General features: G+C 62.1%; 16 protein-coding genes. 13 read left to right on the forward strand and 3 right to left on the reverse strand.

The window, feature by feature from the left end:
- Positions 1-61: 61 nt before the first annotated feature.
- Complete coding sequence (gene ald / locus AC0L2C_RS25155) at positions 62-1,177, reverse strand: alanine dehydrogenase (RefSeq protein WP_091591151.1); 1,116 nt, start codon at positions 1,175-1,177, stop codon at positions 62-64.
- 159 nt (positions 1,178-1,336) lie between these two features.
- Between ald and AC0L2C_RS25160 the strand changes: the two genes are divergently transcribed.
- Positions 1,337-1,810 (forward strand): Lrp/AsnC family transcriptional regulator, encoded by a 474-nt coding sequence (locus AC0L2C_RS25160; protein ID WP_023799250.1) that lies wholly within the window; start codon positions 1,337-1,339, stop codon positions 1,808-1,810.
- Here AC0L2C_RS25160 and AC0L2C_RS25165 read toward each other — a convergent pair.
- Positions 1,807-2,463: a 5-formyltetrahydrofolate cyclo-ligase gene (locus AC0L2C_RS25165; protein ID WP_128174463.1), complete on the reverse strand. Its 657-nt coding sequence runs from the start codon at positions 2,461-2,463 to the stop codon at positions 1,807-1,809. The two genes, AC0L2C_RS25160 and AC0L2C_RS25165, sit on opposite strands and share 4 nt — an antisense overlap.
- A 241-nt stretch (positions 2,464-2,704) precedes the next feature.
- On the opposite strand from AC0L2C_RS25165, the gene AC0L2C_RS25170 reads away from it, so the two are divergent.
- On the forward strand, positions 2,705-3,970 hold the full coding sequence (locus AC0L2C_RS25170; RefSeq protein WP_023799248.1) for an NAD(P)/FAD-dependent oxidoreductase: 1,266 nt from the start codon (positions 2,705-2,707) through the stop codon (positions 3,968-3,970).
- Positions 3,971-4,177: 207 nt separating this feature from the next.
- On the opposite strand, the gene AC0L2C_RS25175 is transcribed toward AC0L2C_RS25170, so the two are convergent.
- Positions 4,178-5,434: an SAM-dependent methyltransferase gene (locus AC0L2C_RS25175; RefSeq protein WP_023799247.1), complete on the reverse strand. Its 1,257-nt coding sequence runs from the start codon at positions 5,432-5,434 to the stop codon at positions 4,178-4,180.
- Between the two features lie 243 nt (positions 5,435-5,677).
- Between AC0L2C_RS25175 and AC0L2C_RS25180 the strand changes: the two genes are divergently transcribed.
- From AC0L2C_RS25180 to AC0L2C_RS25230, 11 genes are all read left to right on the forward strand, one after another.
- Positions 5,678-5,812 (forward strand): hypothetical protein, encoded by a 135-nt coding sequence (locus tag AC0L2C_RS25180; RefSeq protein ID WP_023799246.1) that lies wholly within the window; start codon positions 5,678-5,680, stop codon positions 5,810-5,812.
- A 108-nt stretch (positions 5,813-5,920) separates the two neighbouring features.
- Positions 5,921-6,211: a Dabb family protein gene (locus AC0L2C_RS25185; protein ID WP_023799245.1), complete on the forward strand. Its 291-nt coding sequence runs from the start codon at positions 5,921-5,923 to the stop codon at positions 6,209-6,211.
- Between the two features lie 207 nt (positions 6,212-6,418).
- Positions 6,419-7,330 carry a VOC family protein gene (locus tag AC0L2C_RS25190; RefSeq protein ID WP_473524679.1) on the forward strand — a complete coding sequence of 304 codons (912 nt, stop codon included), beginning with the start codon at positions 6,419-6,421 and terminating at the stop codon, positions 7,328-7,330.
- Positions 7,327-8,157, forward strand: coding sequence for a 3-deoxy-8-phosphooctulonate synthase (gene kdsA, locus AC0L2C_RS25195; protein ID WP_023799243.1), 831 nt, complete (start codon positions 7,327-7,329; stop codon positions 8,155-8,157). Before AC0L2C_RS25190 ends, kdsA begins: the two co-directional genes overlap by 4 nt.
- Before the next feature lie 101 nt (positions 8,158-8,258).
- On the forward strand, positions 8,259-8,462 hold the full coding sequence (locus AC0L2C_RS25200) for a dodecin family protein (protein ID WP_023799242.1): 204 nt from the start codon (positions 8,259-8,261) through the stop codon (positions 8,460-8,462).
- A 97-nt stretch (positions 8,463-8,559) separates the two neighbouring features.
- Complete coding sequence (locus AC0L2C_RS25205; protein WP_023799241.1) at positions 8,560-8,925, forward strand: PRC-barrel domain-containing protein; 366 nt, start codon at positions 8,560-8,562, stop codon at positions 8,923-8,925.
- A 403-nt stretch (positions 8,926-9,328) separates the two neighbouring features.
- Positions 9,329-10,603: a phosphopyruvate hydratase gene (gene eno, locus AC0L2C_RS25210; RefSeq protein WP_023799239.1), complete on the forward strand. Its 1,275-nt coding sequence runs from the start codon at positions 9,329-9,331 to the stop codon at positions 10,601-10,603.
- A gap of 199 nt (positions 10,604-10,802) precedes the next feature.
- On the forward strand, positions 10,803-11,126 hold the full coding sequence (locus tag AC0L2C_RS25215) for an FtsB family cell division protein (RefSeq protein WP_023799238.1): 324 nt from the start codon (positions 10,803-10,805) through the stop codon (positions 11,124-11,126).
- A 172-nt stretch (positions 11,127-11,298) separates the two neighbouring features.
- Entirely contained in the window at positions 11,299-12,345 is a 1,047-nt protein-coding gene (pdhA, locus tag AC0L2C_RS25220; RefSeq protein ID WP_023799237.1) for a pyruvate dehydrogenase (acetyl-transferring) E1 component subunit alpha, read from the forward strand.
- A gap of 15 nt (positions 12,346-12,360) precedes the next feature.
- Complete coding sequence (locus tag AC0L2C_RS25225; RefSeq protein ID WP_473524680.1) at positions 12,361-13,749, forward strand: pyruvate dehydrogenase complex E1 component subunit beta; 1,389 nt, start codon at positions 12,361-12,363, stop codon at positions 13,747-13,749.
- A 4-nt stretch (positions 13,750-13,753) separates the two neighbouring features.
- Positions 13,754-14,047, forward strand: coding sequence for a DUF5076 domain-containing protein (locus AC0L2C_RS25230; RefSeq protein WP_036262673.1), 294 nt, complete (start codon positions 13,754-13,756; stop codon positions 14,045-14,047).

Genomic DNA, 14,047 nt, shown 5'->3' on the forward strand with positions numbered 1-14,047 from the left:
GTGGAAAAAAGAGCCGCCGGGGGCGTCGGCGGCTCTTTCGGGAGAGGATCGAGCGGCGGGTTCAGGCGGCGAGAACGGCCTTCGGCTCGACCAGTTCATAGCCGAGCGATTCGGCCACCGCGCGGTTGGTGATCTTGCCCTTGTGGACATTGAGGCCGTTGCGCAAATGATGATCGTCGACCAGCGCCTTCAGGCCTTTGTCGGCGAGCTGCAGGCCGTAATGCAGCGTCGCGTTGTTCAACGCCTGGGCCGAGGTGACCGGCACCGCGCCCGGCATGTTGGCGACGCAATAGTGAACGACGCCGTCGACCTCATAGGTCGGGTCGGCATGAGTTGTGGCGTGCGAGGTCTCGAAGCAGCCGCCCTGGTCGATGGCGACATCGACCAGCACCGAGCCCTTCTTCATTCCCGACAGCATTTCGCGCGAAACGAGTTTTGGCGCGGCGGCACCCGGGATCAGCACGGCGCCGACGACGATGTCGGCCGAAAAACATTCCTCTTCCAGCGCCTCGACCGTCGAGTAGCGGGTGTGGACGCGGCCGCCGAAGATATCATCGAGCTGGCGCAGGCGCGGGATCGAGCGGTCGATGATGGTGACGTCGGCGCCAAGGCCGGCCGCCATCCGTGCGGCATGCAGGCCGACGACGCCGCCGCCGAGCACAGTGACCTTGCCAGGCAGCACGCCGGGCACGCCGCCGAGCAGAACGCCGCGGCCGCCATTGGCCTTCTGCAGCGCGGTGGCGCCCGCCTGGATCGACAAGCGGCCCGCGACTTCCGACATCGGCGCCAGCAGCGGCAGGCCGCCGCGGTCGTCGGTGACCGTCTCGTAGGCGATGGCCGTCACGCCCGAGGCCAGCAGGCCCTTGGTCTGCTCCGGATCCGGAGCGAGATGGAGATAGGTGTAGAGGATCTGGCCGTCACGGAGCTGGACCCATTCGTTGGGCTGCGGCTCCTTGACCTTGACGATCATGTCGGACTTGGCAAACACGTCGGCGGCCGTCTTGGCGATGGTGGCGCCGGCGGCGCGATAGGCGTTGTCGTCAGCGCCGATGCCGGCGCCGGCGCCGGTCTCGACCAGCACTTCGTGGCCATGCGCGACATATTCGCGGACCGATCCCGGCGTCAGGCCGACGCGGTATTCGTGGTTCTTGATTTCCCGGGGGCAGCCGACGCGCATCTTCTCCTCCTCCTGATCCAGCCTTTTGGGGCATGTTCGCTGTTGAGAGACAGTGAACCACGAATCGTCGCGTAGGTGTTTGCGAATACGCTTGCGCAAGACGGTGCGGTTCGATAATCGTTGCGTAAAACAGCTGGATTGTCGCAGGAATCCCGAAAAATGCCGCTCGACAGGATTGATATCGCCATCCTCGAAACGTTGCAACGGGATGGGCGGATACCCAACGCGGCGCTTGCCGAGAAGGTCGGCCTGTCGCAGTCGGCCTGCTCGCGGCGGCTCGACAATCTGGAGAAATCCGGAACCATCCGCGGCTACCACGCCCGGCTTTCCAATGCCGCTCTTGGCCACCAGATGACGGCGATCGTGCATATATCGCTGTCGGGGCAATTCGAAAAGACACTGTCGGATTTCGAGGCGGCGATAAAGCGCTGCCCGAATGTGTTGTCCTGCCACCTGATGTCGGGTGAATACGATTATATCCTGCGCATCGCGGCAAAGGACCTCGTCGACTATGAGCGCATCCACAAGGAATGGCTGTCGGCAATGCCGCATGTGACGAAGATCAACTCGTCGTTCGCCTTGCGCGAGATCGTCGACCGGACGGCGGTCGGGATGAAGCCGGAACTTGCCTAGGCTTTGAAAGCCTCCGTTACCACCCGGTCCATCGGGATATCATGCGGCTGCGGGTAGATGGTGGCGATGCGCTGCAGTTCGTAGCCGACACCGATGACCAGCGGCTTGAACGGCATCGCCGCCAGCGTGCGGTCGAAGAAGCCGCCGCCATAGCCCAGCCGATACTGTCCCGGATCGATGCCGACGATCGGCGAGATGACGATGTCGGGCAGCACCGGATCGCCTTCAGCCGGGATCGGGATATTCCAGACACCTTTTTCCAGCCGATCGCCCGGAACGTAGGCGCGAAAGATAAGCGGGCGGGCTTTTTCGACGACAACAGGCAGCGCGGTACGGCCGCCGCGGTCATTGACGGAAGCCATCCAGGCCCGCAAATCCGGCTCGCCGCGGAACGGCCAGTAGAGGCTGACCATGCGGCCGGCAATGTCGCCGATCATCGCGTCGAGGCTTTCGCCGATGCGCTGCGACATTGCCGTCCGCACGTCAGCCGGGACAGCGAGGCGGGCCGCAATCAGCCGCTCGCGCTCGGCCTTGCGCCATCGTTTCACGTCGTTCCAATCGGATAGGGGCGGCCGGAATTCCGGGTCGAACTCGTGCATGAAGCAAGGCGGCGAGGAATATCGCCCCGGACCGTCGTCATGATCGCTAGCCAAGTTCCTCTCCTTTCGTCTGCTTTCGATGAAATTATACTCGGCGGCAGGATGGGGCATGTACAACAGCGACATGTTAGGGCCGGCAGTAGGCAAAGTCGGATGTTGTTGCGGTGCACAAAAGTAGCTACATCAGCCTTGGCGAAATTGCTCCCCAGTCTGCCCTCACGGCCAACTGCCCTCACGGCCCACCTGCTCTCCCGGCCAACCTGCTCCCGGCCAGCCTGCTCCCGGAGTGAATGAGATGAACGAAACCAGACATCATGTCGTCGTCGTCGGGGCGGGCTTTGGGGGTCTCGAATTCACCCGCGCGCTTGACGGTGCGCCGGTGCGCATCACCATGATCGACAAGCGCAACCATCATCTTTTCCAGCCGCTGCTCTATCAGGTGGCGACTACGGCGCTGGCGACCTCGGAAGTCGCCTGGCCGATCCGCCATCTTCTGCGCAAGCGCAAGGATGTGACGACACTGCTCGCCACTGTCAGCGGCGTCGACCGCGCCGGCAAAAATGTGCTGCTCGATGATGGCGACGCGATCGCCTACGACACGCTGCTGCTGGCCACCGGCGCCCGCCACGCCTATTTCGGCCATGACGAATGGGAGCCTTTCGCACCGGGGCTAAAGACGCTGGAGGACGCCACCACCATTCGACGGCGCATTCTGCTCGCCTTCGAGCAGGCCGAGCGGGAAAGTGATCCCGCCAGGCGCCAGGCGCTGCTGACACTGGCGATCGTCGGTGGCGGACCGACCGGCGTGGAACTGGCCGGCACCATTGTCGAACTGGCGCACGAGATGCTGCGCGGCGAGTTCCGCAACATCGATACGCGGCAGACGCGCGTGGTGCTGATCGAGGCCGGCGACCGTATCCTTCCCAATTTCGCGCCGGAACTCTCCGACTATGCCAGCAAGGCGCTCGAGCGGCTTGGCGTGACGGTCGAACTCGGTCGGCCCGTGACACGTTGCGACGCGGAGGGTGTCGTCTTCGGTGAAACGCATCTGCCGGCCAGGACTATCCTGTGGGCAGCAGGCGTCGCCGCTTCGCCGGCCGCCGAATGGCTGGGGGCGGCAGCGGACCGCGCGGGCAGGGTGCTGGTCGAGCCTGATCTGACCGTGCCGGGCAACCCGGAGATTTTCGTCGTCGGTGACGCTGCACACGTCCTGCGGCCGGATGGCCGCATGGTGCCCGGCGTAGCACCCGCCGCCAAGCAGCAGGGCCGGCATGTCGCCGCGACGATCAAGGCCCGGCTTGCCGGCGACGCAGCCCCGCGGCCTTTCCGCTACAGGCATGACGGCGATCTGGCGACGATCGGCAAGCGCGCCGCCGCGATCGATTTCGGCTGGATCAAGCTCACCGGCCGGCTGGCCTGGTGGCTTTGGGGCCTGGCGCACATCTATTTCCTGATCGGCTTCCGTAACCGGCTTGCGGTTTCGCTGAGCTGGCTATGGATCTACCTGACAGGGCAGCGCAGCGCGCGGCTGATCACCCAAGGCGACGACGACAGGAACTGACGTCTCCGCCCGCGCACATGCATCCGCACCTCATCTGTTCCCTTATGGACTCGACCGGATTCAGGCGCGAAGCTCTGCTTCGGTCAGGACTTGACACGCTGTTGAAGGCTGGCACGTCGTTGAACAGCAGCCGCCTCGAACCGCATCATCGACTTGATGTTCGACGGAGAACCAATTGATCCCATGCGGAAATTAGTCGTCGCCACCCTAAGCCCTGTAAACCACCTGGCGGACATCGATGTAGCTGGCGCGGAAGCCGGCTTCGCAATAATGCAGGTAAAACTCCCAGAGCTTCTTGAAGCGGTCGTCGAAACCGAGCGGGACGATCTTTTCCCATGACCCACAAAAACGGTGGCGCCATTCGGCGAGCGTGCGGGCATAGTCGTCCGGGAAAATGCGCTCGCGCAGATGAGCAAGGCCATGGTCTTTGCCGAGCGTTTTCAGGATCGACGGCGTCGGCAGCATGCCGCCCGGGAAGACGTAACGCTGGATGAAATCCGGCCGGGCGCGATAGGTATCGTAGGCTTTCTCGTTGATGGTGATGATCTGCAGGCCGGCGGTGCCGCCAGGCCGCAGGCAATCCTTCATCTTGCCGAAAAACACGGGCCAGTACTTTTCGCCGACCGCCTCGAACATCTCGATCGAGGCGATGCGGTCGTAGGAACCGGTTTCGTCGCGGTAGTCCTGCAGCTTGATGTCGATCTTGTCGGCAAATCCAGCCTTCTGGACGCGTGCTCTGGCGAAGTCATGCTGCTCGCGGCTGATCGTCAGCCCGGTGACGCGGCAGCCGATCTCGCGCGCGGCGAATTCGGCAAAACCGCCCCAGCCGCAACCGATTTCAAGCACGTGGTCGTTCGCGCCGATGCCCGTGTCCTTGGCCAGCGCGCGATATTTGGCGGCTTGCGCGCTTTCCAGATCGTTGGCGCCAGCCGCATAGAGCGCCGACGAATAGGTCATGCTCGGATCCAGCCATTCCTTGTAAAAGGCGTTGCCGAGATCGTAATGCGCCGAAATGTTGCGCTTCGAGCCGGTGCGGGTGTTTTGGTTGAACCAGTGGCGGACACGCTGGACGGCGTTGATCAACCAACTGGCGCCGCCGGCGATGCGCTCTCCGATTTCTGAATTGACTACGAACAGTTCGAGGAAACTGGTCACATCGGGGCTGTCCCAATCGCCGTCGATGTAGGATTCGGCGATGCCGATGGTGCCGCCGGTGAAGGCGCGGCCGGGCAAGCGCCAGTTCTTGAGCACCAGTTCGGCGTCCGGACCCGGGCCCTTGCCGCCGACGAGGACGGCGCGGCCGTCCGGCATCCTCACCTTGAGCGAGCCACGCTGCAGGTTCATCGCCGCCGACAGCACCATGCGCGCCTTGGCCGGCAGGCCTTTGACGGTCTCGGCGAAATTGAATTCGTCCAATCTGACCGCGTCGCCCGACGCAACGCCGGTGTCTTCCTTGTGAGCCATGTCACGCCCCCGGGACTTCTGCGGCGCCGGCGCAAAATCGCCGGTTTCCAACTCTCTCGCAGTTCATCGGCAGGGCGCGAACGCCGCTTCCCGATGAATCCCCGCAGCAATCTTTCACGTCATCAAGGGGAACTTCAAGAGCCAAGGCAAGCGAGCACGGATCATGGAAAGATTTTGGGGGAGGGCGCTGATCAACGCCGGAATCACTATGGTTGCAGCCACCCGGATGCAGTAGTTTTAGCCATGCGTTATGTCATCGTCATCTGCGCCGTCACGTTCTTCCTGATCTGGGACGGGCTCTACAATCAGGGCAGCTATCTCGACACCACGGTCAGGGAGATTAACCGCATCGTGCGCTACATCACCAGCATGATGTAGGTTTCCTCGCCTTCGCCCCAACGCGTTGGTGCCGCGACATCGTTGCCGATTGACGCGATCGTGTCGCCCACACAAAACATGCCTGCACATCGATCGAGGAGGCTGGGGTTGATCCGGCATATCGTTTTCTTCAGCGCACGGCACAAAGAGGATGTCGAGGCCGTACGCACGGGCTTGCTGGCGCTGGGCAACATCCCCCATTCCCGTCAGTTCGAGGTGACGCTCAACAGCAAGGTCGACCCGCTTTCGGACGAGATCGACGTGGTCGTCTATGCCGAGTTCGAGGATGACGCCGCTCTGGCCGCCTACAAGGCGCATCCGCTCTATGCCGAGACAACCAGCCAGGTCAAACCGCTGCGCGAATTGCGCTATTCGGCGGACATTGTGGCTGCGACTTGAAGGGAAACTGACCGAAGCAGGAGCGCACCCGTCTGCGGCCATTGGTTCGGTCGGATCAGCGCCCTGCCGCTTTCGCGCGTCGCCAAGGCAGCGTGGCCAAGAACAGCCATCGCGCGTCCGCTGCCGCCATGAAATCCCTGCGCGTCAGGCGAGGGCCCTTGAACCAACTTCCGGAATGATGCACACCGCGCCGGCATGACCGAGACGATGCCAGCACGCCCTCATTCGCCCGGCGCTTATCCGCCCGGCGCTTGTCCGCTTGACCATCTTGTGCTGCCGACCGCGAGCCTCGACGTGGCGCGGGCGCGGCTGGTTTCGCTTGGCTTTGTTGTGGCGCCGACCGGCATCCATCCTTTCGGCACGGAAAACTGCTGCGTCTTCCTTGAGGACGGCACCTATCTCGAGCTGCTGGCAGTGGGCAATGCGCAAGCGGCGGCGAAAGCGGTCGCTGACGGCAACGTCTTCGTCGCGCGCGATCGTGCCTATCGCGACAGCTGCGGCAATGAGGGATTTTCCGCCCTTGCCCTGGGCACCCAGAATGCCGATGCCGATCACGCACGCTATGTCGAAGCCGGCCTGTCGGCTGGAGACATGCTGAGCTTTTCGCGCGCCTTCACCGACTCGGCGGGAAACAGCGACACGGCATCGTTCAAACTGGCCTTCGCCTCCGGCACCGGGGCGACGGATGCATTCCTGTTTGCCTGCGAGCGGATCAATGCGCCGAAAGTGGACCGGAGCGCGCTGCAGGTCCACGCCAATGGCGCAACCGGCATCATCGAAGTCGTGGCGGTCAGCACCGAGCCAGCCGAACAGCACCGATTGATTTCGATCGCGACGCGCAGTCCGGCGACCGGGCAGGGGAGCAGCACCGCGCTTGACCTGCCGAACGCGACCTTGACCCTGCTTGACCCCGCCGCCTTCGAAACGCGCTTCGGCATACCTGCCGGCGCGCCATCGGACCTCCGCTTCGTGGCGATCGTCTTTTCAGTTGGTTCCGCCGACACGGTCGCCAGGCTGCTTGCAGCAAGTTCCGTCGAACATGACATACGCGGCGATGATATTGTCGTGCGGCCGGCATCCGGGCAGGGTGCGGCCTTCGTTTTCCAGGAGAAAGCATGAGCAAGCCCAATTCGTCCGTAACCGTCGGCAATGTCGTCTTTGGCAACAGCGCGCCGCTGTCGCTGATTGCCGGCCCGTGCCAGCTTGAATCGCGCCAGCACGCCTTCGACATGGCTGGCGCGCTGAAGGAACTGACCGAGAAGCTCGGGCTGGGCCTCGTCTACAAGACCAGTTACGACAAGGCCAACCGCACCTCGCTTGGCGGCACGCGCGGCGCCGGGCTCGATGCGGCGCTGCCCGTCTTCGACGATTTGCGCAAGGCGTTTTCGCTGCCGATCCTGACCGATATCCACACCGAGGAACAGTGCGCGCTCGTGGCGCCGCATGTCGATATCCTGCAGATTCCGGCTTTCCTCAGCCGCCAGACCGATCTGCTGATCGCGGCGGCAAGAACCGGCAAGGTCGTCAATGTGAAGAAGGGCCAGTTCCTCGCGCCGTGGGACATGAAGAACGTCGTCGCCAAGGTCACCGGTTCCGGCAACGCCAATGTGCTGGTCACCGAGCGCGGCGCGTCCTTCGGCTACAACACGCTGGTGTCCGATATGCGCGCCCTGCCGATCATGGCCGAGATCGGCGCGCCGGTGATTTTCGACGCCACGCATTCGGTGCAGCAGCCGGGCGGGCAGGGCGGCTCGTCAGGCGGCGATCGGCGCTTCGTCGAGACGCTGGCGCGCGCCGCGGTTGCGGTCGGTGTCGCCGGCGTCTTCATCGAGACGCATCAGGATCCCGACAACGCCCCCTCCGACGGTCCCAACATGGTGCCGCTGAAGGACCTTCGGGCGCTGCTTGAAAGGCTGATGGCATTCGATCGCGTCGCCAAGGGCTGAGCAAGTTCAGCGGCCCAGCCCTAAGTCCGACCCGAAACTTGTGATCAACAGGCGCCAGTTGTACGCTGCCCAGGCAACCGAGTGCCTTGGAGGAGGAAGCCATGTCCGTCGCCCGCGTCACCGAAATCACATCATCGTCGAATAAGAGTTTTCAGGACGCCATCGAACAGGGGATTGCCCGCGCCGCAAAGACATTGAAGAACGTCGAAGGCGCCTGGATCCAGGACCAGAAGGTCGTCGTCGAGAACGGCACGATCTCCGCCTACCGCGTCAACATGAAGGTCACCTTCATCCTCGCTGAGTGATCAGCCCTGTACGTATGACCGCGTCCATAAAAGTCTGGAACCTTCGCAGCCCTCTCCTCATTGTCGAAGCTGAAGTGAACGACAAGAGGAGCACATCATGACAACCCAGACAGGACACACTGAAGCCATCGCTGCCTCGCGGGTGATCGGCACTTCCGTCTACAACACGGAAGGCACGCACATCGGCGACATCGAGGATGTCATGCTCGACAAATTGTCGAATGGAATCATGTTTGCCGTGATCGGCTTTGGCGGATTTCTCGGCATCGGCGAGAAATACCACGCCATTCCGTGGGCGAGCCTCGACTATGACGAGAACAAGGGCGGCTATGTCGTGCCGTTCACCAAGGAGCAACTGAAGGCAGCTCCCGCCTATTCGATCAACGAATTGACGGGCGCCGACGGCGAGGCCGCGCGTGATGCTTCATACAGTTACTACAGGGTCGAGCCTTATTGGCATTGATCTTGCTCTGCCGGAATCAAAAGGCCCCCGGTTGAACCGGGGGCCTTTTCTCTGGGATATCTACTCCGCTGCAAGGGTGGACAACTCTACCGCGCCCTGTTGAGGCTGCTGAGTGTCACACGACGTCAAAAACGCCGCCGCGATCAGGAACAAACTCACAATACCGCTCAACTGAGACATGGCGAAACTCCTCCTGTTTCGCCCCGCGCAGCTGTGAGCATAAACCAGAAAGCCGCATGCCGCCAAGGCCTATGACTGACATGACTTATGATGACAGCAATTTGTGCTTCGTGATTCGATGTGGCGGAAGTGGCGGCACTATTTGCGGACGCCCCGATTGCGTTTTGCGGCACTTTGGCTAAGACGTGCGCGACGCTTCGTCAGATCAATCGGGGACATCGCAATGACTGCCATCATCGACATTGTCGGGCGCGAAATCCTGGACAGCCGCGGAAACCCGACCGTCGAGGTCGACGTCGTGCTCGAAGACGGCTCGATGGGCCGCGCTGCGGTGCCTTCCGGCGCCTCGACCGGCGCGCATGAGGCGGTCGAGCTGCGCGACGGCGGCGCCCGCTACCTCGGCAAGGGCGTCCTGCGGGCGGTAGAGGCCGTCAATGGCGAGCTGTTCGAGGCGATCGGCGGGATGGAAGCCGAGAACCAGATCCACATCGACCAGACCATGATCGAGCTCGACGGCACACCCAACAAGAGCCGCCTCGGCGCCAATGCGATCCTTGGCGTGTCGCTGGCGGTGGCCAAGGCTGCGGCGGAAGCGGCTGGCCTGCCGCTCTACCGCTATGTCGGCGGCACCAAGGCGCATGTGCTTCCGGTGCCGATGATGAACATCATCAACGGTGGCGCCCATGCCGACAACCCGATCGATTTCCAGGAATTCATGATCCTGCCGATCGGTGCGCCGACACTGCGTGACGGCTTGCGCTGGGGTTCGGAAATTTTCCATACGCTGAGGAAGCGGCTGAAGGACGCCGGCCACAACACCAATGTCGGCGACGAGGGTGGCTTCGCTCCTAACTTGAAAAGCGCGCCCGCAGCGCTCGATTTCATCATGGAATCGATCGAGAAGGCCGGCTTCAAGCCGGGCGAAGAGGTTGCGCTCGGCCTCGACTGCGCCGCGACCGAATTCTTCAAGGACGGCAACTACGTCTATGAAGGCGAGAAAAAGACCCGCGATCCGAAGACCCAGGCCAAGTATCTGGCCAAGCTCGCCGCGGACTATCCGATTATCACCATCGAGGATGGGCTGGCCGAAGACGACTGGGACGGCTGGAAAACGCTGACCGACCTCATCGGCAACAAGACCCAGCTGGTCGGCGACGATCTGTTCGTCACCAATACGGCCCGGCTGCGCGACGGTATCCGCATGGGCGTCGCCAATTCTATCCTGGTCAAGGTCAACCAGATCGGCTCACTGACCGAAACGCTCGATGCCGTCGAGACCGCGCACAAAGCCGGCTACACCGCGGTCATGTCGCACCGCTCGGGCGAAACCGAAGATTCGACCATCGCCGATCTCGCCGTCGCCACCAATTGCGGGCAGATCAAGACGGGTTCGCTGTCGCGGTCGGATCGCATGGCCAAGTACAATCAGCTCATCCGCATCGAGGAAGAGCTCGGCAAGCAGGCGCTCTACGCCGGCAAGTCGATCGTGAAGGGCTGAGCCGCAGAAAATCCTAAAACCCAGAAAATCCGAAAACGAAAGGGCGGGGCATTCTCGCCTTTTTTGTTTCAACACCGCCAGATCCGGTCGTCCGTAACCGTCCATTAAGCACAATCGGGCGAGAAAGGGCTAGGTCGCAGAGTGGTTAGAGTGCCCTTTGCGCGTCCAGGCGCGCGCGGCGCTCTAAGGGATTTGGGTCATGTGGACACGTCAGCACAAGCAGAGAAATACCGGTCGGCTGATCATCCCCTCGCTCTGCGTGGCGTTCCTCGCCTATTTCGGCTTTCATGCCTACCACGGCGAATTCGGCATCTATTCCAAATACCGGTTGCAAGCCGAAGCCGTCGACCTGCAAGGTAAGCTCGATGCCGTCAAGGCGCGCCGGCTCGATCTGCAGCGGCGTGTTCAGCTCATGCATCAGGGCACGCTGGAGAAGGACATGCTCGACGAGCAGGCGCGCAAGGCGCTCAATGTGTCCCACGCCGACGAAATCACCATCATGTTGCCGGCTACGGCAAGATAACCGAATTCAAGTTAATCGCCGATATTTTCAACGATTTTAATCGCTTAGACGCATGTCAGCCATGCATTTTTCAGCATGGCGAAACGCTTTCCCGCGTGTTAGCCTTTGCCAAATCGGTGGGGAGAACTGATCTCCCTCAGTGTCCGCAAGAGACGCCAACAGGGAGTGATGAATGGCCACCGCCGCCAGAAAAGCGCCTGCCAAAACCAAACCCAAATCCGACGGCAAATCGGCAGGGCTTTCAGCCCCCAAACCTGTCGACTTCACCAAGGATGAGGAGCTTGACGCCTACCGGCGCATGCTGCTGATCCGCCGCTTCGAGGAAAAGGCCGGCCAGCTCTACGGCATGGGCTTCATCGGCGGCTTCTGCCACCTCTATATCGGCCAGGAAGCAGTTGTCACCGGCATGAAGATGGCGCTGATCGACGGCGACCAGATGATCACCGCCTACCGCGACCATGGTCACATGCTGGCGATGGAACTGTCGCCGCGCGGCGTCATGGCCGAATTGACCGGGCGCCGCGGCGGCCTGTCCAGGGGCAAGGGCGGCTCCATGCACATGTTCTCCAAGGAGAAGCATTTTTACGGCGGCCACGGCATTGTCGGCGCGCAGGTTTCGCTCGGCACCGGCCTCGCCTTCGCCAATCGCTATCGTGGCAACAACAATGTGACACTGACCTATTTCGGCGACGGCGCCGCCAATCAGGGCCAGGTCTATGAGAGCTTCAACATGGCCTCGCTGTGGAAGCTGCCGGTGATCTTCATCATCGAGAACAACCGCTATGCCATGGGCACCTCGGTAACGCGTTCGTCGGCCGAGACGGATTTTTCGCACCGCGGCGCCTCCTTCAAGATCCCGGGCATCCAGGTCGATGGCATGGACGTCCGCGCGGTCAAGGCAGCCGGCGATCTCGCCACCGAATGGTGCCGTGACGGCAAGGGGCCGCTGATTCTCGAAATGCAGACCTATCGCTACCGCGGCCACTCGATGTCCGATCCGGCAAAATACCGCTCCAAGGAAGAAGTGCAGAAGATGCGCTCCGAGCGCGACCCGATCGAGCAGGTCAAGGCGCGCCTGCTCGACAAGAAGTGGGCTGATGAGGACGAGCTCAAAGCGGTCGACAAGGAGGTCCGCGACATTGTCGCCGACGCCGCCGAATTTGCCCAGAACGACGCAGAGCCGGATCCGTCCGAGCTCTGGACCGATATCGTACTGTAACGAGAGGGCAAGGCCATGCCGATCGAAATTCTCATGCCCGCTCTCTCGCCGACTATGGAAGAGGGCAATGTTTCCAAATGGTTGAAGAAAGAGGGCGATAAGGTTGTCGCTGGTGATGTGATCGCCGAGATCGAAACCGATAAGGCGACGATGGAAGTCGAGGCCGTCGACGAAGGCACGCTAGCCAAGATCGTGGTTCCTGCCGGCACCGAAGGTGTCAAGGTCAACACGCTGATCGCCGTGCTCGCCGTTGATGGTGAAGACATCGACAAGGCAGGCGAAGGCATCGGCGAGGAACCTGCCAAGGCGGAAACTGCAGCGCCAGCGCCTGCTGCGGCCAAAAGCGAGGGCGCAGCACCTGTCGCCGCGGCGCCGAGAACCGAAATCGCCGCCGATCCCGACATCCCGGCCGGCACGGAGATGGTCTCGACCACGGTGCGCGAAGCGCTGCGTGACGCGATGGCCGAGGAAATGCGCCGTGACGCAGACGTCTTCGTGATGGGCGAGGAGGTCGCCGAGTACCAGGGCGCTTACAAGATCACGCAAGGGCTGCTGCAGGAATTCGGGGCGCGTCGCGTCGTCGACACACCGATCACCGAGCACGGTTTTGCCGGCGTCGGTGTTGGCGCGGCGATGGCCGGCCTGAGGCCGATCGTCGAGTTCATGACCTTCAACTTCGCCATGCAGGCGATAGATCATATCATCAACTCTGCCGCCAAGACGCTCTATATGTCCGGCGGCCAGATGGGCGCGCCCATCGTCTTCCGCGGGCCAAACGGCGCGGCCGCCCGCGTCGCCGCCCAGCACTCACAGTGCTATGCCGCCTGGTACAGCCACATTCCCGGCCTCAAAGTGGTGATGCCCTACACCGCCGCCGACGCCAAGGGATTGCTGAAGGCCGCGATCCGTGACCCGAACCCGGTCATCTTCCTCGAGAACGAAATCCTCTACGGCCAGTCCTTCGATGTGCCGAAGATCGACGATTTCGTGCTGCCGATCGGCAAGGCGCGCATCCACAAGTCGGGCAAGGATGTCACCATCGTCTCTTTCGGCATCGGCATGAGCTACACGGTGGAGGCAGAGGCCGAATTGCGTGGCATGGGCATCGATGCCGAGATCATCGACCTCAGGACCATCCGCCCTCTCGATTTCGACACCATCATCGCCTCGGTCAAGAAGACCAATCGTCTCGTGGTGGTGGAGGAAGGATTCCCGCAGAGCTCGGTCGGCGACCACATCGCCAGCCAGGTGTCGCAGCGCGCCTTCGATTTCCTCGACGCGCCGGTCATCACCATTGCCGGCAAGGACGTGCCGATGCCCTATGCGGCAAACCTCGAAAAGCTGGCATTGCCCAATGTCGCGGAAGTCATCGAGGCGGTGAAAGCCGTGACGTACCGGGGTTAACAAGATGTCGCGCGAACTAGAAGTTCCCGCGGTGGTCGTCGAGAACAGCGAATTCGATGAAATACTCCGCGTCTGGATTGGTTCGGACGCGGTCGTCACGATGCAAGACCTCTTTGGACCAAACGCTCACAACTGGGGCATGGTGCTCGCGGATGTCGGCATGCACATAGCCAGGATGAGACTGGAACAAGATGGCATCCCTGAAATCGAGACGCTTCAGGCATTGGAAGAAGGCTATCGAGGCAGAATGTCGGAGCAGTTCAATATCCAGCACCGTTCGCTAACCGGGCGGAACTGA

The sequence above is a fragment of the Mesorhizobium sp. WSM4845 genome (assembly GCF_055811455.1).

Bases quoted from the DNA above. Each gene is read 5' to 3' on its own strand.
- ald (WP_091591151.1), bottom strand. From the start codon at position 1,177: ATGCGCGTCGGCTGCCCCCGGGAAATCAAGAACCACGAATACCGCGTC.
- AC0L2C_RS25160 (WP_023799250.1), top strand. From the start codon at position 1,337: ATGCCGCTCGACAGGATTGATATCGCCATCCTCGAAACGTTGCAACGG.
- AC0L2C_RS25170 (WP_023799248.1), top strand. From the start codon at position 2,705: ATGAACGAAACCAGACATCATGTCGTCGTCGTCGGGGCGGGCTTTGGG.
- AC0L2C_RS25175 (WP_023799247.1), bottom strand. From the start codon at position 5,434: ATGGCTCACAAGGAAGACACCGGCGTTGCGTCGGGCGACGCGGTCAGA.
- AC0L2C_RS25180 (WP_023799246.1), top strand. From the start codon at position 5,678: ATGCGTTATGTCATCGTCATCTGCGCCGTCACGTTCTTCCTGATCTGG.
- AC0L2C_RS25190 (WP_473524679.1), top strand. From the start codon at position 6,419: ATGCCAGCACGCCCTCATTCGCCCGGCGCTTATCCGCCCGGCGCTTGT.
- kdsA (WP_023799243.1), top strand. From the start codon at position 7,327: ATGAGCAAGCCCAATTCGTCCGTAACCGTCGGCAATGTCGTCTTTGGC.
- AC0L2C_RS25200 (WP_023799242.1), top strand. From the start codon at position 8,259: ATGTCCGTCGCCCGCGTCACCGAAATCACATCATCGTCGAATAAGAGT.
- AC0L2C_RS25205 (WP_023799241.1), top strand. From the start codon at position 8,560: ATGACAACCCAGACAGGACACACTGAAGCCATCGCTGCCTCGCGGGTG.
- eno (WP_023799239.1), top strand. From the start codon at position 9,329: ATGACTGCCATCATCGACATTGTCGGGCGCGAAATCCTGGACAGCCGC.
- AC0L2C_RS25215 (WP_023799238.1), top strand. From the start codon at position 10,803: ATGTGGACACGTCAGCACAAGCAGAGAAATACCGGTCGGCTGATCATC.
- pdhA (WP_023799237.1), top strand. From the start codon at position 11,299: ATGGCCACCGCCGCCAGAAAAGCGCCTGCCAAAACCAAACCCAAATCC.
- AC0L2C_RS25225 (WP_473524680.1), top strand. From the start codon at position 12,361: ATGCCGATCGAAATTCTCATGCCCGCTCTCTCGCCGACTATGGAAGAG.
- AC0L2C_RS25230 (WP_036262673.1), top strand. From the start codon at position 13,754: ATGTCGCGCGAACTAGAAGTTCCCGCGGTGGTCGTCGAGAACAGCGAA.